General features: G+C 35.0%; 16 protein-coding genes. 15 read left to right on the plus strand and 1 reads right to left on the minus strand.

Annotated features, from left to right (window positions below; genetic code table 11):
- Positions 1–24 precede the first annotated feature (24 nt).
- The 4 genes from glgB to glgA are packed head-to-tail and all read left to right on the plus strand — an operon-like array spanning position 25 to position 5,697.
- Positions 25–1,974 carry a 1,4-alpha-glucan branching protein GlgB gene (glgB, locus tag BLR36_RS03000; RefSeq protein ID WP_093060225.1) on the plus strand — a complete coding sequence of 650 codons (1,950 nt, stop codon included), beginning with the start codon at positions 25–27 and terminating at the stop codon, positions 1,972–1,974.
- On the plus strand, positions 1,964–3,121 hold the full coding sequence (locus BLR36_RS03005; RefSeq protein ID WP_093060226.1) for a glucose-1-phosphate adenylyltransferase: 1,158 nt from the start codon (positions 1,964–1,966) through the stop codon (positions 3,119–3,121). The genes glgB and BLR36_RS03005 overlap by 11 nt, the downstream gene beginning before the upstream one ends.
- A gap of 15 nt (positions 3,122–3,136) precedes the next feature.
- Positions 3,137–4,243: a glucose-1-phosphate adenylyltransferase subunit GlgD gene (gene glgD / locus BLR36_RS03010; protein ID WP_093060227.1), complete on the plus strand. Its 1,107-nt coding sequence runs from the start codon at positions 3,137–3,139 to the stop codon at positions 4,241–4,243.
- Between the two features lie 17 nt (positions 4,244–4,260).
- Positions 4,261–5,697, plus strand: coding sequence for a glycogen synthase GlgA (glgA, locus tag BLR36_RS03015; RefSeq protein ID WP_093060228.1), 1,437 nt, complete (start codon positions 4,261–4,263; stop codon positions 5,695–5,697).
- A 130-nt stretch (positions 5,698–5,827) separates the two neighbouring features.
- Here the strand turns inward: glgA and BLR36_RS18685 are convergent, their stop codons facing one another.
- A complete protein-coding gene (locus BLR36_RS18685) occupies positions 5,828–5,968 on the minus strand; it encodes a hypothetical protein (RefSeq protein WP_175453950.1) in 141 nt (46 codons plus the stop codon).
- A gap of 435 nt (positions 5,969–6,403) precedes the next feature.
- Here BLR36_RS18685 and BLR36_RS03020 point away from each other — a divergent pair, with 435 nt between their 5' ends.
- The 11 genes from BLR36_RS03020 (at position 6,404) to BLR36_RS03070 (ending at position 15,836) form a co-directional block, all read left to right on the plus strand.
- The gene (locus BLR36_RS03020) at positions 6,404–7,024 is read left to right on the plus strand and encodes a hypothetical protein (RefSeq protein WP_093060229.1); all 621 of its coding nucleotides are present in this window, start codon (positions 6,404–6,406) and stop codon (positions 7,022–7,024) included.
- A gap of 162 nt (positions 7,025–7,186) precedes the next feature.
- Positions 7,187–7,756, plus strand: coding sequence for a GNAT family N-acetyltransferase (locus BLR36_RS03025; protein ID WP_093060230.1), 570 nt, complete (start codon positions 7,187–7,189; stop codon positions 7,754–7,756).
- Between the two features lie 128 nt (positions 7,757–7,884).
- Entirely contained in the window at positions 7,885–8,643 is a 759-nt protein-coding gene (locus BLR36_RS03030) for an SDR family oxidoreductase (protein ID WP_371326691.1), read from the plus strand.
- A gap of 287 nt (positions 8,644–8,930) precedes the next feature.
- Positions 8,931–9,770, plus strand: coding sequence for a nucleotidyltransferase domain-containing protein (locus tag BLR36_RS03035; protein ID WP_093060232.1), 840 nt, complete (start codon positions 8,931–8,933; stop codon positions 9,768–9,770).
- A gap of 661 nt (positions 9,771–10,431) precedes the next feature.
- Positions 10,432–11,016 carry a YdhK family protein gene (locus BLR36_RS03040; protein WP_371326690.1) on the plus strand — a complete coding sequence of 195 codons (585 nt, stop codon included), beginning with the start codon at positions 10,432–10,434 and terminating at the stop codon, positions 11,014–11,016.
- 634 nt (positions 11,017–11,650) lie between these two features.
- The gene (locus BLR36_RS03045) at positions 11,651–12,199 is read left to right on the plus strand and encodes a sigma-70 family RNA polymerase sigma factor (RefSeq protein WP_093060233.1); all 549 of its coding nucleotides are present in this window, start codon (positions 11,651–11,653) and stop codon (positions 12,197–12,199) included.
- Positions 12,169–12,330 carry a YvrJ family protein gene (locus tag BLR36_RS03050; protein WP_093060234.1) on the plus strand — a complete coding sequence of 54 codons (162 nt, stop codon included), beginning with the start codon at positions 12,169–12,171 and terminating at the stop codon, positions 12,328–12,330. Before BLR36_RS03045 ends, BLR36_RS03050 begins: the two co-directional genes overlap by 31 nt.
- Positions 12,331–12,337: 7 nt before the next feature.
- Complete coding sequence (locus BLR36_RS03055) at positions 12,338–12,523, plus strand: hypothetical protein (protein WP_093060235.1); 186 nt, start codon at positions 12,338–12,340, stop codon at positions 12,521–12,523.
- A gap of 382 nt (positions 12,524–12,905) precedes the next feature.
- Positions 12,906–13,595: an N-acetylmuramoyl-L-alanine amidase family protein gene (locus BLR36_RS03060; protein WP_093060236.1), complete on the plus strand. Its 690-nt coding sequence runs from the start codon at positions 12,906–12,908 to the stop codon at positions 13,593–13,595.
- Positions 13,596–13,880: 285 nt separating this feature from the next.
- Positions 13,881–14,090, plus strand: a complete 210-nt coding sequence (locus BLR36_RS03065; protein ID WP_093060237.1) for a hypothetical protein — start codon at positions 13,881–13,883, stop codon at positions 14,088–14,090.
- 240 nt (positions 14,091–14,330) lie between these two features.
- The gene (locus BLR36_RS03070; RefSeq protein ID WP_093060238.1) at positions 14,331–15,836 is read left to right on the plus strand and encodes an MBL fold metallo-hydrolase; all 1,506 of its coding nucleotides are present in this window, start codon (positions 14,331–14,333) and stop codon (positions 15,834–15,836) included.
- Positions 15,837–15,844 lie beyond the last annotated feature (8 nt).

Here is a 15,844-nt window from a genome sequence, read left to right on the forward strand (position 1 = left end):
TCATAGATTGAAAGAGGTGTTGAAATGGTAGAGATTATGAAGAAGAATAGCCTGCAATATCCTAGTGATTTTGATGTATACCTTTTTCATGAGGGAACACTGTTTGAAAGTTATAAAATGCTTGGAGCTCATATACTTAATGAGGGAGATACTCAAGGTGTGCGTTTTGCTGTTTGGGCTCCAAATGCAAAACAGGTATCCGTCGTAGGTAATTTTAATAATTGGAATGGTACCCAACATCAAATGGAACGCTTGAATCATTCTGGCATCTGGGTATTATTTGTTCCTGAGCTAGTACATGGAGACATCTATAAATATGAGGTTACAGGAGCAGATGGACGGAAGTTATTAAAATCAGATCCGTATGCATTTTATTCAGAGTTGCGGCCAGCAACAGCTTCTATTGTTTACGATCTAAATACATTTCAATGGCAAGATCAAAAATGGATGGCACAGCGCTCAAAGAAAGATATTTACCACAAACCGATGATGATTTACGAGGTTCATCTGGCTTCTTGGAAACAAAAAGAAGATGGTGAGCTTTATAGTTATCAAGAACATGCAGAAGAATTAGTCGATTATGTAATTGAAAATGGCTTTTCACATATCGAGTTGCTGCCTGTTATGGAGCATCCATACGATGGTTCATGGGGCTACCAAATTACTGGATATTATTCAGCGACAAGCAGATACGGTACACCAGAGCAACTAAAGTATTTTATAGATAAATGCCATCAAAGGGGCATTGGTGTAATTCTTGATTGGGTGCCCGCACATTTTTGTAAGGATGTCCATGGTCTTGGACGGTTCGACGGAACGCCTCTATTCGAATCTACAGATCCTATGCGAGCCGAGCGGCCAATCTGGGGAACATATAGCTTTGACTATAGCAAACCTGAGGTAATTAGCTTTCTTATTTCAAACGCGATGTTTTGGATGGATGTCTATCATGTGGATGGATTTCGAATTGATGCAGTTTCATCCATGATTTATCTAAACCATGATAATCCACTTCCAGTTAAATTGAAGAATCAGTATGGTGGTGAAGAAAATTTTGAAGCAATCGATTTTTTAAAAAAGTTAAATGAAACCATTTTCCGAAAATATCCCGGTGCCCTCATGATGGCGGAGGAAGCAACTGAATGGCCGCTAGTAACAAGTCCGACTAGTGCTGGTGGTCTCGGATTCAATTATAAATGGAATATGGGATGGACAAATGACGTATTTAAGTATATGAAGCTTGATGTAAATGAGCGACCAGAGCATCATTACTTACTAACTTTTTCATTTTTATATGCTTTTTCGGAAAATTTTGTCCTTCCATTTTCACATGATGAAATAGTGCATGGAAAAAGGTCATTGTTAAACAAAATGCCTGGAGATTACTGGCAAAAGTTTGCGAATTTACGCCTCCTATTTGGTTATTTGTTCGTACATCCAGGAAAAAAACTGCTATTTATGGGCAGTGAGTTCGGTCAGTTTGACGAATGGAAATACTCGCAAGAAATGGATTGGATGCTATTAGATTTTGAGGCTCACTCCACTTTTTTTAAATACTATAAAGAATTAAATAAATTCTATCAGGAAACCAGTTCACTTTGGCGCCTAGATCATGAGCAAACCGGCTTTCAATGGATCGATCCGGACAATGCAAAACAAAGCGTGATTACCTTTATGAGAAAAGGAAAACGGAAGGGCGATTATTGTATTGTTATTTGTAATTTTTCATCTGATGTTTACCATAACTATCAAATAGGAGTTCCGTCCAACGGAAAATATTACGAAGCATTTAATAGCGATGCTACAGCATTTGGCGGATCGGGACAGTTAAATTCAGCTCCAATACTGGCCAGTAAGGTACCGCACAATAACCAACCTTGTACTCTAGAAATAACCGTGCCACCGCTAGGGATTTCTATATTCATGAAAGAAACAAAAACAAGAAAAAGGGGAGTCAGTACAAATGACATCTAAGAAATGGGTTGCAATGCTTTTAGCAGGTGGTCAAGGTTCAAGGCTGGGTGAATTGACGAGTGACCTAGCTAAACCCGCTGTACCATTTGGAGGGAAATATCGGATTATCGATTTTACCTTAAGCAACTGTACACATTCTGGTATTGATACTGTCGGCATACTTACTCAATATCGCCCGCATCTTTTGAATTCATATATTGGCAACGGTCGTCCGTGGGATCTGGATCGCAATAAAGGTGGGGTTTCTATGCTTCCCCCTTATCAAGGAAAAGATGGTGGTGAATGGTACAAAGGTACCGCAAATGCCGTGTACCAAAATTTTCATTTTATCGATCATAACGACCCGGAATATGTACTTGTTATCTCAGGGGACCATATTTACAAGATGGATTATAATAAAATGCTTGAAGATCACATTGATAAGGGTGCACATGCGACCATTGCTGTTATAGAGGTACCATGGGAAGAAGCAAATCGCTTTGGCATAATGAATACTAACGAAACAGATCAAATAATTGAATTTGAAGAAAAACCTAAAAATCCAAAAAGTAATTTGGCTTCGATGGGTGTTTATATCTTTAATTGGAAACATCTAAAAAAATATTTAACTGAAGACGAACTGGATAGCAGTTCCACTAATGATTTTGGAAAAGACATTATTCCAAAGATGCTGAATGATGAAGCAAAATTACAAGCATATAGATTTAAAGGTTACTGGAAAGACGTAGGTACGATTGAAAGCTTATGGGAAGCACATATGGATTTATTGGAAGAATCATCTGATTTCAAGCTTGGAGACCCAGACTGGCAAATATACGCAGGGAATGCCAATCACCCCCCACAATATATATCTGAAGATGCTGAAGTGACCCAATCATTAATCAATGAAGGGTGTTTAGTATTTGGGAAAGTCGACCATTCTGTTCTTTCCTATAATGTTCAAGTTGGAAGGGGCTCTATCGTAAAGAATTCCGTGATAATGCCAAATGTGAAAATCGGGAATAATGTAATAATCGAAAAGGCTATAATTGGAACTGGCACAATAATCGATGATGACGCTGTAATCTTCGACTCAAAACAGGGTCTTACATTAATTGGGGAAAATCAGCGAGTTTCTTCTGAAAATGCTTTGCTGCAAGCTTTATAATAGGAGGTAGCTTATATGAAGAATGTACTTGGGGTTATTAATCTAGTAAATGAAAGACCTATATTAAAAGAATTAACTCATCATCGTTGCTTAGCATCTATCCCATTCGGCGGTCGCTATCGGATGATTGATTTCACCATGTCAAACTTTATGAACGTTTCAATAAGTAAAGTAGCTATTTTCACAAAAGATAAATATCGTTCCTTAATGGATCATCTAGGATCTGGAAAGGAATGGGATTTGGATCATCGTTCTCAAGGTCTTTTCATACTTCCTTCGATTCATCCTGATGAAAAAATAAAAGGAGATTTACAACAGTTCTATGATCATTTAGAATTTTTTCAACGTGCAACTGCAGATACTGTAATTATTGCTCCAGGTCATCATATTTGTAAAATTGACTTTAACGATGTGATCAAAGAACACGAAAGTAGTGAAGCCGATATTACAGTTTTGTATAAGGATTATGATGGTGTACAAGTGAAAAGACCAATTTATCATCAATGTTCACTTGATACAAACGGTGAAGTCCGTGATATAAACCTTTATATGTCACCTAAGATAGGTGACCATGTATGTTTGGAAACATATGTTATTAAAAAACAACTATTAATAGAATTAATTAAGAATTGTATAGAGTATGATGAATATGATTTTTTGAAAGATATTGTTAAAGCAAATTTGACAAATCTAAAAGTGCGAGGATATCAGTTCACAGGTTATATGCCATTTATTCATTCACTAGAAACATATCATGCTAGTAATATGGAATTTCTTAACCCAGAAATTCTTCAAACCTTTTTTTATGATTCATGGGAAGTTTTCACAAAAATTAAACATGAAGCACCTGCCGAATTCACAAATTCTTCAAAGGTGTCTAATTCTTTAATTGCCAATGGATGTATTATTGAAGGAACCGTCGAAAATAGTATTATTTTCCGAGGAGTAAAAGTTAAAAAAGGTGCGGTAGTTAAAAACAGTATCATTATGCAAAAGGGTGATATTGAAGAGGGAGCACATGTAGAAAATGTGATTACTGATAAACAAGTAATTATTACTAGGGATCAAATCATTACAGCGAGAAATAAGCCGATGGTAATCAGAAAAGAAGAAGTAGTTTAAACTGGAGGTACATCAGCATGAATGTTTTATTTGCAGCCTCAGAGTGCGCCCCATTTATAAAGACAGGGGGACTAGGTGATGTTATTGGTGCCTTGCCTCAAGCTTTACATAAAAAGGGAGCAAATGTCAGCGTAATATTACCCAATTATGGCGACCTTCCATTACATTTTAAAGAACAGATGCAATGGTTCAAAAGCATTGAAGTACCTGTAGGATGGAGACGTCAATTTTGCGGTATAGAAAAATTACAGTATCAGGGAATAACATTTTACTTTCTCGATAATGAGTATTATTTTAAAAGGCATGGCAGTTATGGCTTTGGAGATGATGGTGAACGTTTCGCTTTCTTTTCTCGAGCCGTTCTAGAGGCTTTACCATATTTAGAGGAACGGCCTGACATTATCCATTGTCATGATTGGCAAACAGGATTGATACCAGTTCATTTGAAGGCACATTATGAAAATAATCCAAATTATCAGGGCATCAAAACTGTCTTTACCATTCATAATTTACGCTACCAAGGTGTTTATCCTAAAGCCGTGCTTTCTGATTTACTCGATTTAAGCGAGCTTTATTTTCACATGGATGCCTTAGAGTTTTATGGGGGTGTCAGCTACTTAAAAGGTGGACTGGCCTTTGCTGACTGCGTAACTACTGTAAGTTCAACCTATGCAGACGAAATACAGACTCCCTATTATGGAGAAAGGCTAGATGGATTTTTACGAAAAAGAGGTGCTGTTCTTCATGGAATCGTGAATGGTATTGATAATGAATCCTATAATCCTAAAAGTGATGAAAATCTATTCCTACCATACGACGATTATAAGGGGAAGTCTTTCAATAAAAAGCATCTTCAAGAAACACTCGGGCTTCCTATTAATGCTGATATTCCTATTATTTCAATGGTTACAAGATTAGTTGACCAAAAGGGGATAGATTTAATTTTACATGTCTTTCATGAAATCATGGGTTTGGATGTCCAATTTGTTTTACTTGGTACAGGCGATCAGCAGTATGAAGAGTCTTTCAGACATTTTGAAGAAACTTATCCCGGTGAAGTGTCAGCTAACCTTTATTTTGACGAAGCTTTGGCGCGACAAATTTATGCCGGTTCTGATCTCTTTCTTATGCCATCCCAATTTGAGCCTTGTGGCATTGGACAATTGCTAGCACTTCGCTACGGAACTTTACCGCTTGTCCGTGAAACAGGAGGGCTGAAGGATACGGTTAACCCTTACAACGAAATAACCGAAGAAGGTAATGGATTCAGTTTTGCTAATTATAATGCCCATGAATTGCTTAACACGATTGAACGAGCAGTTGCACTATATCGCTTCCAACCTAGTAAATGGAACAACTTGGTTAATCGTGCAATGAATCTGGATTATAGCTGGTCATCATCTTCGCAAAAATATCTCAAATTGTACCAGGATCTCTTGAAATCTGATAAATAAGAAAAATGTTTTTCATAGGTAATTTCTTTATGCTCCTATCATAATTAAGGTTTATATAAAGACGCATTCCATTAAGGGATGCGTCTTATTTTTAAGACGTGCTATATTTTCAATTTTGTTAATTACCTTTTTATCGATTCTTTCGATTATTTTGTTTTTCGGTTTTACTTTTAGTCTGATTTGAATCTATTTCTTCTGCAAATTCTTCGCGATTGTCGTTTCTTGAATTTGGTTCTTTCTTCTTAAAGTTTGGTTTACTTTTATTTGACATGTATAGTCACCTCCTAGAGTTTAATGTGCTCAGTATAGATGGAGTTATTCAAAATGATTTGTTAATTACCATACTTGAATAAGAGGATTTTGTGTTTGGATTTGTTACATAGGAAAATGAAACTTTATCTTTCATCATTCAATTATTCAGATTGGAGGAGACGCTCTAGTTGTGGTGAATGGCTTTGGCTTAATTAGCTAGCTACTTTTTAAAATATAGCGAAAGAGAACTAAGCAAAATAGGATTGTTTCTTCGGTTCCAGAAAGCATAGATGTGCAGAACGATCTTCATCTATCTGGCACGATTCTTAAATAAGCGTCGATGTTCTAATTCAACTAATGCTTTAGCAGAACAGCTGGCAGTAGAAAGCTTTTAACGGTGCAGTATAGTTGAACAAGGTTTGGAAAGAATACCCCTAAAAAGAGGGCTAAGAAAATGAAAAAAATTGTTTTTGTTATCTTATTATTGATAATAAAAATTGCGGCTGTTGAGAAAGTATCTGTTGGTTTAATAGAATCAGCTGAAGCTACATATAATGTCGGTGAACAACAAGAATTATCAATAAAACAAGCGATTAAATTAGCATATCCTGCTGCTTTGGAATGGGATAAAAATGCACAATTACTAGATGCGGTAAATATAGATTTAGAGGATAAGGCTGAGAAGTCAATTGGAAGCAATGGGAAAAGAAAATATTGGAATATTATGTTTGGAGTACCAGATACTCATAAGAATTTTTTGGTAATCATTTATAAAGGGGAAATCGAACGGAAAATAGATTTAACAGTAGATGGTACCTCTCCTTATCCTAAAAAGGATTTTATTGCCTTAGAAGATATTAAATATGATTCACCAGAGTTACTTAAAAAAGCACTGAAAATGGGTAATGTTTACCCTGATAAAGACTGGGCTAAAGGTTATAATTTTATGCTTATAAAAAATCCAGAGACCAACATTACCATGATGTTAGTGGTAGGTTGGAATAGTGATGGGACAGAAATGCAAGCAACTGGCTTTAATGCTTCAACAGGAGAAGTCATTAAACCTGATTTTTAAGTAAGTGTTCATTATTCAACTAACAGATGCTTTACTTCAAGAAGGAGTAAGGCTTTTTTTATTGAACTGATAAAGCAGTTTAGTTCAAGAGGAATAAGGAGGAATAGACAGCCTCTTTATAGAAGTAGTATTTCTTAGGCAGTAATTAGTGGAGGTGATTAAATGAAGGTTGAGAAAATATATGGTGATTTACCTACCTTAGAAACAGAACGTCTTATTTTTAGAAAAGTCACTATAGAAGATATTGAAGATATGCATCTATATGGTTCAGATGAAGAAGTATCTAAGTATGTAACTTGGGATACCCATGAAACAATGTCTGATACAAAAGATTATGTTGAATCTGTAATGAATAAATATGAAAACAAGCAGGTTTCTCCATGGGGAATTGAATACAAGGAAAATGGAAAATTTATAGGGACTATCGATTTTGTTTGGTGGCAACCAAATCAAAAAATTGCTGAAATCGGATATGTTATTTCTAAAGACTATTGGGGAAAAGGTTTAACTACTGAAATAGCAAAGGAAATAATAAAATTCGGTTTTGAAGAAATGGATTTAGTTCGTATTCAAGCAAGATGTGATGTAGAAAATATCAGTTCAGCACGAGTAATGGAAAAAGCAGGAATGTATTTTGAAGGGATCATTAGAAAAGGTATATTTGTTAAAGGGAAACATCGCGATTTAAAAATGTACTCTATCTTAAAGGAAGAATTTTATTTAACTCAATGAATTCGAACTTGAAGATAATATTTCTTTTTCAACTAACGGTTGTTTTAGCAAAATAGGGCTGTAAGTAGACTAAAGGGGCAGGATTGTTTAAATAATAATTATTTAATGTTAGGTATGTTAGGAGAGAAATTATGAGATTAGAGGGGTCTATAGCAATAGTTACTGGGGTAAGCCATGATCATGGAATTGGAACCGCCATATGCCGTAAGTTAGCAAGCCAAGGGGCTGATATCTTCTTTACCCATTGGGAATCAAAGAATAATTGGGCAGTAAATTTCCAAGATGAAATAATAAAAGAATACCGTGTTAGATGTGGTAACACTGAAATTGACTTGTCTCAACCAATCGCTCCATTTAAAATTCTTGATATGGTTACTCACCAAATGGGCATTCCGACGATATTAGTTAATAATGCAGCACATTCGACTAGCGATGGATATATGAAATTAGATGCTAAAACACTTGATGATCATTACGCAGTAAACATGAGAGCAACTTTTCTTCTAAGTGTTGAATTTGCTCGTCGTTTTAAGCAACAAAAAAAATTGGGAGGCAGAATTATCAATTTGACATCTGGACAAGCACTTGGACCGATGACTAATGAGTTAGCCTATGTTGCAACTAAGGGTGCTATATCAGCTTTCACACTTTCTTTGTCGGCTGAATTAGCGCCATTAGGTATTACAGTAAATGCAATAAACCCAGGCCCTACGGATACAGGCTGGATGACAGCTGAAATAAAAAAACATTTAACGCCTAAGTTTCTATCAGGGCGAATTGGATTGCCTGAAGATGCAGCTCGATTAGTATCGTTCCTTGCGAGTGAAGAAGCTCAATGGATTACTGGACAAATAATTAACTCAGAAGGCGGTTTTTTAAGAGCTTAGTTTTTAACTACAACATGTGCTAGCAAGGGGAAAACTTTTATTAAAAAACAATTTATTATCTGTTTGCTTGCCTTATGTATTCAATCAGCTTGTGAAAACACAAATTTCCTTTTTCCCCATGTCTGTTAAACTATTAAAAGCGATAGTTTGTAGATTTCCAGATATTTGTAAAGTCGACTCATTGATTAACTAAAGCCGCAGTTTAGTTTAAGCAGGATTTTTTAATCATTTTATAGAATACTTTAATTGGTAAGTTTTATAAAAAGATAAGGAGCTGATTATTATGTGTGGGATTTGTAAGTAGACATTTAGCAAGAGATTTATCATTGCCTAAACATCGTGACAATCTCTTGGAAAATGCGTTAAAAGATTTTACATCAGATTCTAATGTTTTGGCTATTTATCTAGCGGGTTCTTTGGCTAGAGGGAACTTTGACAATTATTCAGATATTGATTTACATATTATTGTTACACCTGAAAAGAAAGCAGATTATATTAAAAACAAACGTAATAGAGCAAGAAGATGGGGAGAAGTATTGTTTTACGAAGATTTTAATCCTTCTTCACCCGTTGTAGTTACCCATTATGATTCCTTTATAAAAATTGATAGCTGGTATCATTCGCCTGAAGAAGTTGTAACTTCTATTTGGTTAAAAGGATATAAAGTTCTTTACGACCCAAAAAACATTATTAGCAAGGTCATAAATGAATCATTATACGAAGTTTATAAACCTTCATCGGAAGAAGTAATATTTTGGAGAGGAAAACTCATTGCTTTTATACACGAGACATACCGAGCAGTTATGAGAGAAGAAATATACTATGCTATATCAAATTTAGATAGAGTCCGATGGTTAGTTGTTTCTGGTTGGTATATGGAGATGGAACAACATCTAGATAGCCCATATGGTGTTTGGTCAAAAATTGAAGGAAAAAGAAGTAAATTAAATCCTTGGCAGTTATCTCTTTTGAAAAAATGGGATTGTGGTCGAGATACTAATCAAATTATGAAAAAGTTGGTAGATATGGTTCCAGAAATTCTTAGACTGAACAAATACCTGAGTAAGGAAGTTAATATCGAAGAAAATGAAGAACACATCAGAAAAATCATAGAATTAGCATATTAATATAAAAAGGTAGCCGTACTACAATGTGGTAATTGTATAACGAACTTGCGCTTAGTTAAAAGAGTATACAACGACAATCGTCTTTTAAAGGCGATTTTTTATTTGTCAAAATAGATAGAGTGAACTAAGATTATACGTTTTTTAACACGAAGAATGTAGAAATGGGTGTTCATTAACTCTAAGGTATTATTGGAGAAATGTACAAATCTCTTTTGTCTTAAAAGGGTTAAGGGGGGAGAAACATGCAGATACCCATAGCACCTTCAACTCATATACCTGAAGTTATGTCGTTTTTAGTGTTTCTAGACTTTAATACCCTCGAGCGAATTCGAACTGTAAGATATTATTGATTATTACAAGAGCGTTGATTTGACTAGAATCAATGCTCTTTTTGTTGGTGAAAATTTATTTGTACGGAATAATTGTTGTGTTAATTCTGCATAAAAAGTAAGAAGTCTACCTCTTATATAATGCATAAAAGTTTTTTTTCAATATGATGGGGAATAATAAATTTAAAGACAAGTTACAGAGTGTGAAATTTTTAGGGCACTTCAATATTCTGTAACTGGTCTACATAATTCATATTTTCTCTGTAAGATTATTTAAAAGCAACGAGGTGTATATCTGTTGTGAATTCAGAAGAAGATTGAGGAGGATAACAATGAGAAAAAAATTAATGATGGGTCTTGGTTCGATGGCTATTGCAATTTCTATGTCTGCTTGTGCGGGTGATGAAAAGGAATCGAACACTACCACACAAGAGAACATGGATATGAATACGGAAGAAAGTAATAGTATGGACCACTCTAATATGGACATGTCTGGATCGGGTGAAGTTCCTGAAGGCTTAAAAGTAGCGGAAAACCCAACTTTTAAAGTAGGAAGTCATGCTATTATTGAAGCAGATCACATGGAAGGTATGAAAGGTGCTGAAGCCAAGATTGTCGGTGCCTATGATACAACTGTTTATACCGTTTCATATACTCCTACAACTGGTGGAAAACGAGTAGAAAATCATAAATGGGTCATTCATGAAGAATTAGGAGAACCACAATCTGCACCATTAGAACCTGGTACAGAAGTAATCCTTACAGCTGAACATATGAAGGGAATGGAAGGAGCAACAGCTGAAATTGATTCGGCTGAAGGAACAACTGTGTATATGGTAGATTTTACTTCTACTACCGGAGAAAAAGTGACTAATCACAAATGGGTAACGGAAAGTGAATTGGCACCAACAAAATAAATGGTTGTTTTTTTAGATTCATCCAAAAATTCTATCCTTTTTGTGGATAGGTGAGACTGTAGTCAAACTAGAAAAAACGAGTTTGCATACAGTCTTTTTTTTTATAAATTTGAGGTGATAATCATTCTACACAGGAGTGTTAGGCTAAACTACAAAAGTAGGTGCTAATTATACAACTGTAAATATGATAGATTATATTTCTATTGCAGGAGAAAAATTTAGAAATCATAAGTGGTTAGTCGAAAGTGAACTATCACCAAAATTCGGTAATATTAACGTTAGCTTTTAAAATGCACCCTAATCTTGGAAACAGACTTATGAGGTGAAAAGTACCGTTGTGCTATGGCGTAATAGTTATAAAGGTAAATTTTTAATGAAAAATAGTGCTGAACAAATTGTAACACGATATAATGAAAGAATCTGATAGGGAAATCTAGTAGAAGACTCGTGATTTATTATTGGTATAATGTTAGTATAAAAATAAATATTTAATAAAATTCTTTTGAGGTTGTTATTTATCTAAGAAATTTCCCTTTAACTCAATATAAGGCACATTAACAAATTAAGAGCACTGTGTTCTCTTTTTTTTACTACAAAAAGAACATACGTTCCTTAAATTAAGGAGGATTATTTTATGGAAATAATTGAAAATGAATTAATCGTATCATTTTTAGATGATACAGATAATCGAGAGTTGTTCGAAAACTATCAAATGAAGAACTCAGATGACATTAAAATGGAATTAGACCAACGCTTTAGAGTTTTTTACCAAAGATATAGACTCATTTCATATTTTATTAAAGTATTACACTTTGAAAGTATGCATTTTGATAAGAAACTCCACTTACACAATAAAAGGTATCAATTAGCTACAGCGAAATCAGGAGGTGCGGAGTTGATTTGTGAGCAGCATTTTAATCAATTTTATGAATACCATTCATCTTCGTTAAGTTTTCAGGATCATCTTACAAGTGAAGAACTTTTTAGAAGCTTTAACCAGCTAACTGAAAAGCAAAAGTATATTATAACGCTCTCATACCTTCATCAGATGACAGATACAGAAATCTCTAAGTCACTAGGTATATCTCAGCAATCAGTATATAAAACAAGAAAAAGTGCTATTAAGAAGTTAAGAGATGGGGTGAATTCAGAATGTTTGAAGGAGAAGCTCTTGTACAATTAATTGGAAATTTTGGTTTTCCAATTGCTGTAACCATTTACTTATTACACAGATTTGAAAGGAAGATTGAGGCATTAGAAAATGCAATTTGTTCCTTAGCAGATGTATTCGATAAAAATAAATCGTATAAGTGAGGTACCTATGTCTGATAATGAAATGATAAAAATAATCGAACTACTGGAGCCAAAAATAAAAAAAGTCCTATTGCAAACAAATATTCATAATCGAGATGACCTAAAGCAAGACTTACTGGAACTAATAATTAAGAAGATTCGTAGTAATGATATAAAAGATGTACCTGGTTTCTTCGATTTTATAAATCAATAACAAAAATTAGAAGGTAATATACCACAGAGCACTTAAGGACTGTGCGAGGATAGTGAAACGAATAATAGCCTTCTACCTATTCTGGCAGCTTACTAATCTGTCACTTTAAAAATTTGAATTAATCTATTTTTTTTCAGAGGTTGTATTTATCATCCTTTCTGTCCCTTTTATAAATGAATACATTATAAAGGAGGAAAAAAACATGAGTTTTGAAAAAATATCAATGTTTAAATTAGAGGCGTGGGATTACGGAGATTCATAAACAAGTAGCGGTTGGTAGGTATGATTCAGTGAGAAGTACTCGAAATTAATATTGAAAATGGCCTTGATCACTTAGCGGAAAGTTTATAGCAATATAAAAACTAAGAAGAGGTGATTTTTTATGGTAAAAGTATTTATTGATGCAGGTCATGGTGGGACAGATCCAGGTGCAATTGGAAATGGGTTACAAGAGAAAAATCTAACATTGCAAATTAGCACTAGAATCAAAGATATTTTGATTGCTGAGTACAACAATGTAAGTGTATTAATGAGTAGAACTGGAGATCAAACACTAACTTTAACGCAACGTACAAATGCAGCTAACTCTTGGGGTGCTGACTTTCTCCTTTCAGTTCACATCAATGCAGGAGGTGGGACAGGCTATGAGGATTACATTTATCCAGGTGTAAGTACCCCTACTACTACTTATCAAAATACTATTCACGCAGAAATCTTAAAGCTTGTTGATTATGCAGATCGTGGGAAGAAACAGGAGAACTTCCACATGTTACGTGAATCCAATATGCCGGCTATATTGACGGAAAATGGATTTATCGATAATGCAACTGATGCTACAAAATTGAAATCAGCTTCATTCATTGAATCTATAGCTCGAGGCCATGTGAATGGAATTGTTAAGTGTTTCAATCTTCCTCAGAAAAGTACAGCCGTATATCATACGGTAGTGAGTGGCGATACTGTCTATTCCTTAAGTCAAATATATGGTAGTACAACACAACAGATTAAAGACTGGAATGGACTTGATGCCAATTTCACCATTTATATTGGACAAGTGTTGAGAGTGAAATGAAAATAGTGAACCAATCATGGTCCTGCTCAATTGAGTAGGGCTTTTTTACTTTTGATCTAGAAACGGCTGCTTCAGTGAGGTAAAATATAGATTCATAAACTTGTAATCTTAGTTCCGAATGGAAGTAACATATTTTTATTGAGCTTGTTAAATTACACCGGTAAAAATTTACAGATATTTCCCTGATTCCTCCTCATAAATTCTTCCCTATTGGACAAAATATATGACGGGACAGTGCTGCAAAAACAATTGCACCTTCCTATAAAAAATGAGGGAGTGAAATAGATGGCTGATATTAACAAACGCAAACGTGCCAATATCCATACTGATGAGGAAGTAGGAACTAGTGTAGGTGCTTTTGCTGGGGATACAATGGCTACCGCTCTTGATCCATTTGGTACTGCTGCAGGTGCTATTGCTGGTGGTACGTCGGACAACAAAGCGAGCGAAAATACCGTTGATGACTACAACCATGACTCTAAAACAAGAGATTAAAATTAAGTAAAATCATCCTAAAAAGGCATGCAGAGGACTTCCTAGATGGGAGTCCTTTTATAAATAAGGAAGCCTATTAAAAATATTTTAGTGATGACATAACGCCGTTTTGCTTTTTTTTAATAAAATTAAAGTTTTGTAAAAGAGTTTCCTAAGTAATGAAGTTTTGGTTCAGCAACAAATCTAGTTATTTGATACACTAAGAATGCAAGATAGATAGAGAATAAAAGGTGGAAAATAATGGGTAATTTTGGATTAGTTTTAATGTTACTAGCTTTTATTAGCTTTTTTATAGGTCTTATTGGTGTTGTAAAGGGAAGTGTAAAATTCCTAAAATTAGGTTCTAGGAAGGCAAGTGGAGCATTTCTCGGTGTATCATTTGTAGTATTTATTGTAGGTGCAATAATGCTCGGGAGCGATACTTCTATCACTGAACCGACTGACGATAAACAAGTAGCTTCAAATGTAGAAGAAAAGAAAGAAACGAAGAAAGAAGAAACGAAGAAAGAAGAAACGTCAAAAGAGACAGAAGAGAAAAAAACACCGAATGTTGTAGTTGCTCCTCCTTCAAAGAGTGACACTTCTAAAAAGGAGACATTCAAGGGTGAGTTAGAGGTACATTTCATAGATGTAGGTCAAGGAGCAGCGCAAGTCATAGTTACGCCGAATAAAAAGGTTATGGTTATTGACGGTGGGAATAACGACGATGAAGATGAAATGGTTGCTTATTTAAAACAATTAGGTGTTTCTAAAGTGGATATCTTAATTGGAACACATCCGGATGCGGATCATATCGGCGGAATTGATGCAGTGATTAGTTCTTTTGATATTGGAAAAATCTATATGCCGAAGGTTCAAAGGGATACAAAAACATTTGAATCTGTATTACAATCTATACAAAACAAAGGGTTGAAAGTGACAACTGCTAAAGCAGGGCTAGAACTTGATTTGGATCCTGTGGTAGAAGTGAAAATGATTTCTCCTATCGAAGAAACCAACAGTGATGCAAATGAACTTAGCGCAGTTGTACGACTGCAATTCGGTGAACAATCTTTCCTATTAACAGGAGATATAGGTATAGAGACGGAAGATAAGTTAGTTCAATCAGATGAAAAACTACAATCCACTGTTCTTTTAACAGGTCATCATGGTAGTGATCATTCCTCAGGTGAAGCCTTCATACAAGCGGTTCAACCAAAATATGCAGTTATTCAAGTAGGGAAAAATGGCTATGGACATCCAACAAGCGAAGTATTAGATCGACTAGCTAATCACCATGTAAGTATCTATCGGAATGATACCGATGGAACGATTGTTTTTAAGACAGATGGTAAAGAGATGGATGTAGATAAAAATGCTTTTGCTCATACACCTGAAGCAAAAACTCAAACAGCTACTCCTGTTGTTGTACCAGTTACGCAACCACCTGCGGAATCAAGTTCACCGGGTAGCTTAAAAGCTACTGCAACTATAGATAACGCTAGTCCAAATCAAAATGAAGAAGTTACGGTGACAGTTACGGTAAAAGACCAAAATGGTGCACCTGTAAATGGAGCAAATGTTCATTTGAACCTTGCATTCAAGTCAAAAGATACTACTTATGAAATTGTTACAAATGCAAATGGTCAAGCATCAATGTCCTTTAAAATTGGACGAGCAGCTGAAGGATTCACGGTAAATGGTGACATTACTATTTCTCATAATGGTACGACTACAAGTGCTCAAACAGGCTTTACACCAAGATAAAAGGATGT

The organism is Psychrobacillus sp. OK028, from assembly GCF_900103605.1.
Taxonomy (GTDB): domain Bacteria; phylum Bacillota; class Bacilli; order Bacillales_A; family Planococcaceae; genus Psychrobacillus.

Excerpts from the sequence above, each read along its gene's own strand:
- glgB (WP_093060225.1), top strand. The coding sequence starts at position 25 with ATGGTAGAGATTATGAAGAAGAATAGCCTGCAATATCCTAGTGATTTT.
- BLR36_RS03005 (WP_093060226.1), top strand. The coding sequence starts at position 1,964 with ATGACATCTAAGAAATGGGTTGCAATGCTTTTAGCAGGTGGTCAAGGT.
- glgD (WP_093060227.1), top strand. The coding sequence starts at position 3,137 with ATGAAGAATGTACTTGGGGTTATTAATCTAGTAAATGAAAGACCTATA.
- glgA (WP_093060228.1), top strand. The coding sequence starts at position 4,261 with ATGAATGTTTTATTTGCAGCCTCAGAGTGCGCCCCATTTATAAAGACA.
- BLR36_RS18685 (WP_175453950.1), bottom strand. The coding sequence starts at position 5,968 with ATGTCAAATAAAAGTAAACCAAACTTTAAGAAGAAAGAACCAAATTCA.
- BLR36_RS03020 (WP_093060229.1), top strand. The coding sequence starts at position 6,404 with ATGAAAAAAATTGTTTTTGTTATCTTATTATTGATAATAAAAATTGCG.
- BLR36_RS03025 (WP_093060230.1), top strand. The coding sequence starts at position 7,187 with ATGAAGGTTGAGAAAATATATGGTGATTTACCTACCTTAGAAACAGAA.
- BLR36_RS03040 (WP_371326690.1), top strand. The coding sequence starts at position 10,432 with ATGAGAAAAAAATTAATGATGGGTCTTGGTTCGATGGCTATTGCAATT.
- BLR36_RS03045 (WP_093060233.1), top strand. The coding sequence starts at position 11,651 with ATGGAAATAATTGAAAATGAATTAATCGTATCATTTTTAGATGATACA.
- BLR36_RS03050 (WP_093060234.1), top strand. The coding sequence starts at position 12,169 with ATGTTTGAAGGAGAAGCTCTTGTACAATTAATTGGAAATTTTGGTTTT.
- BLR36_RS03055 (WP_093060235.1), top strand. The coding sequence starts at position 12,338 with ATGTCTGATAATGAAATGATAAAAATAATCGAACTACTGGAGCCAAAA.
- BLR36_RS03060 (WP_093060236.1), top strand. The coding sequence starts at position 12,906 with ATGGTAAAAGTATTTATTGATGCAGGTCATGGTGGGACAGATCCAGGT.
- BLR36_RS03065 (WP_093060237.1), top strand. The coding sequence starts at position 13,881 with ATGGCTGATATTAACAAACGCAAACGTGCCAATATCCATACTGATGAG.
- BLR36_RS03070 (WP_093060238.1), top strand. The coding sequence starts at position 14,331 with ATGGGTAATTTTGGATTAGTTTTAATGTTACTAGCTTTTATTAGCTTT.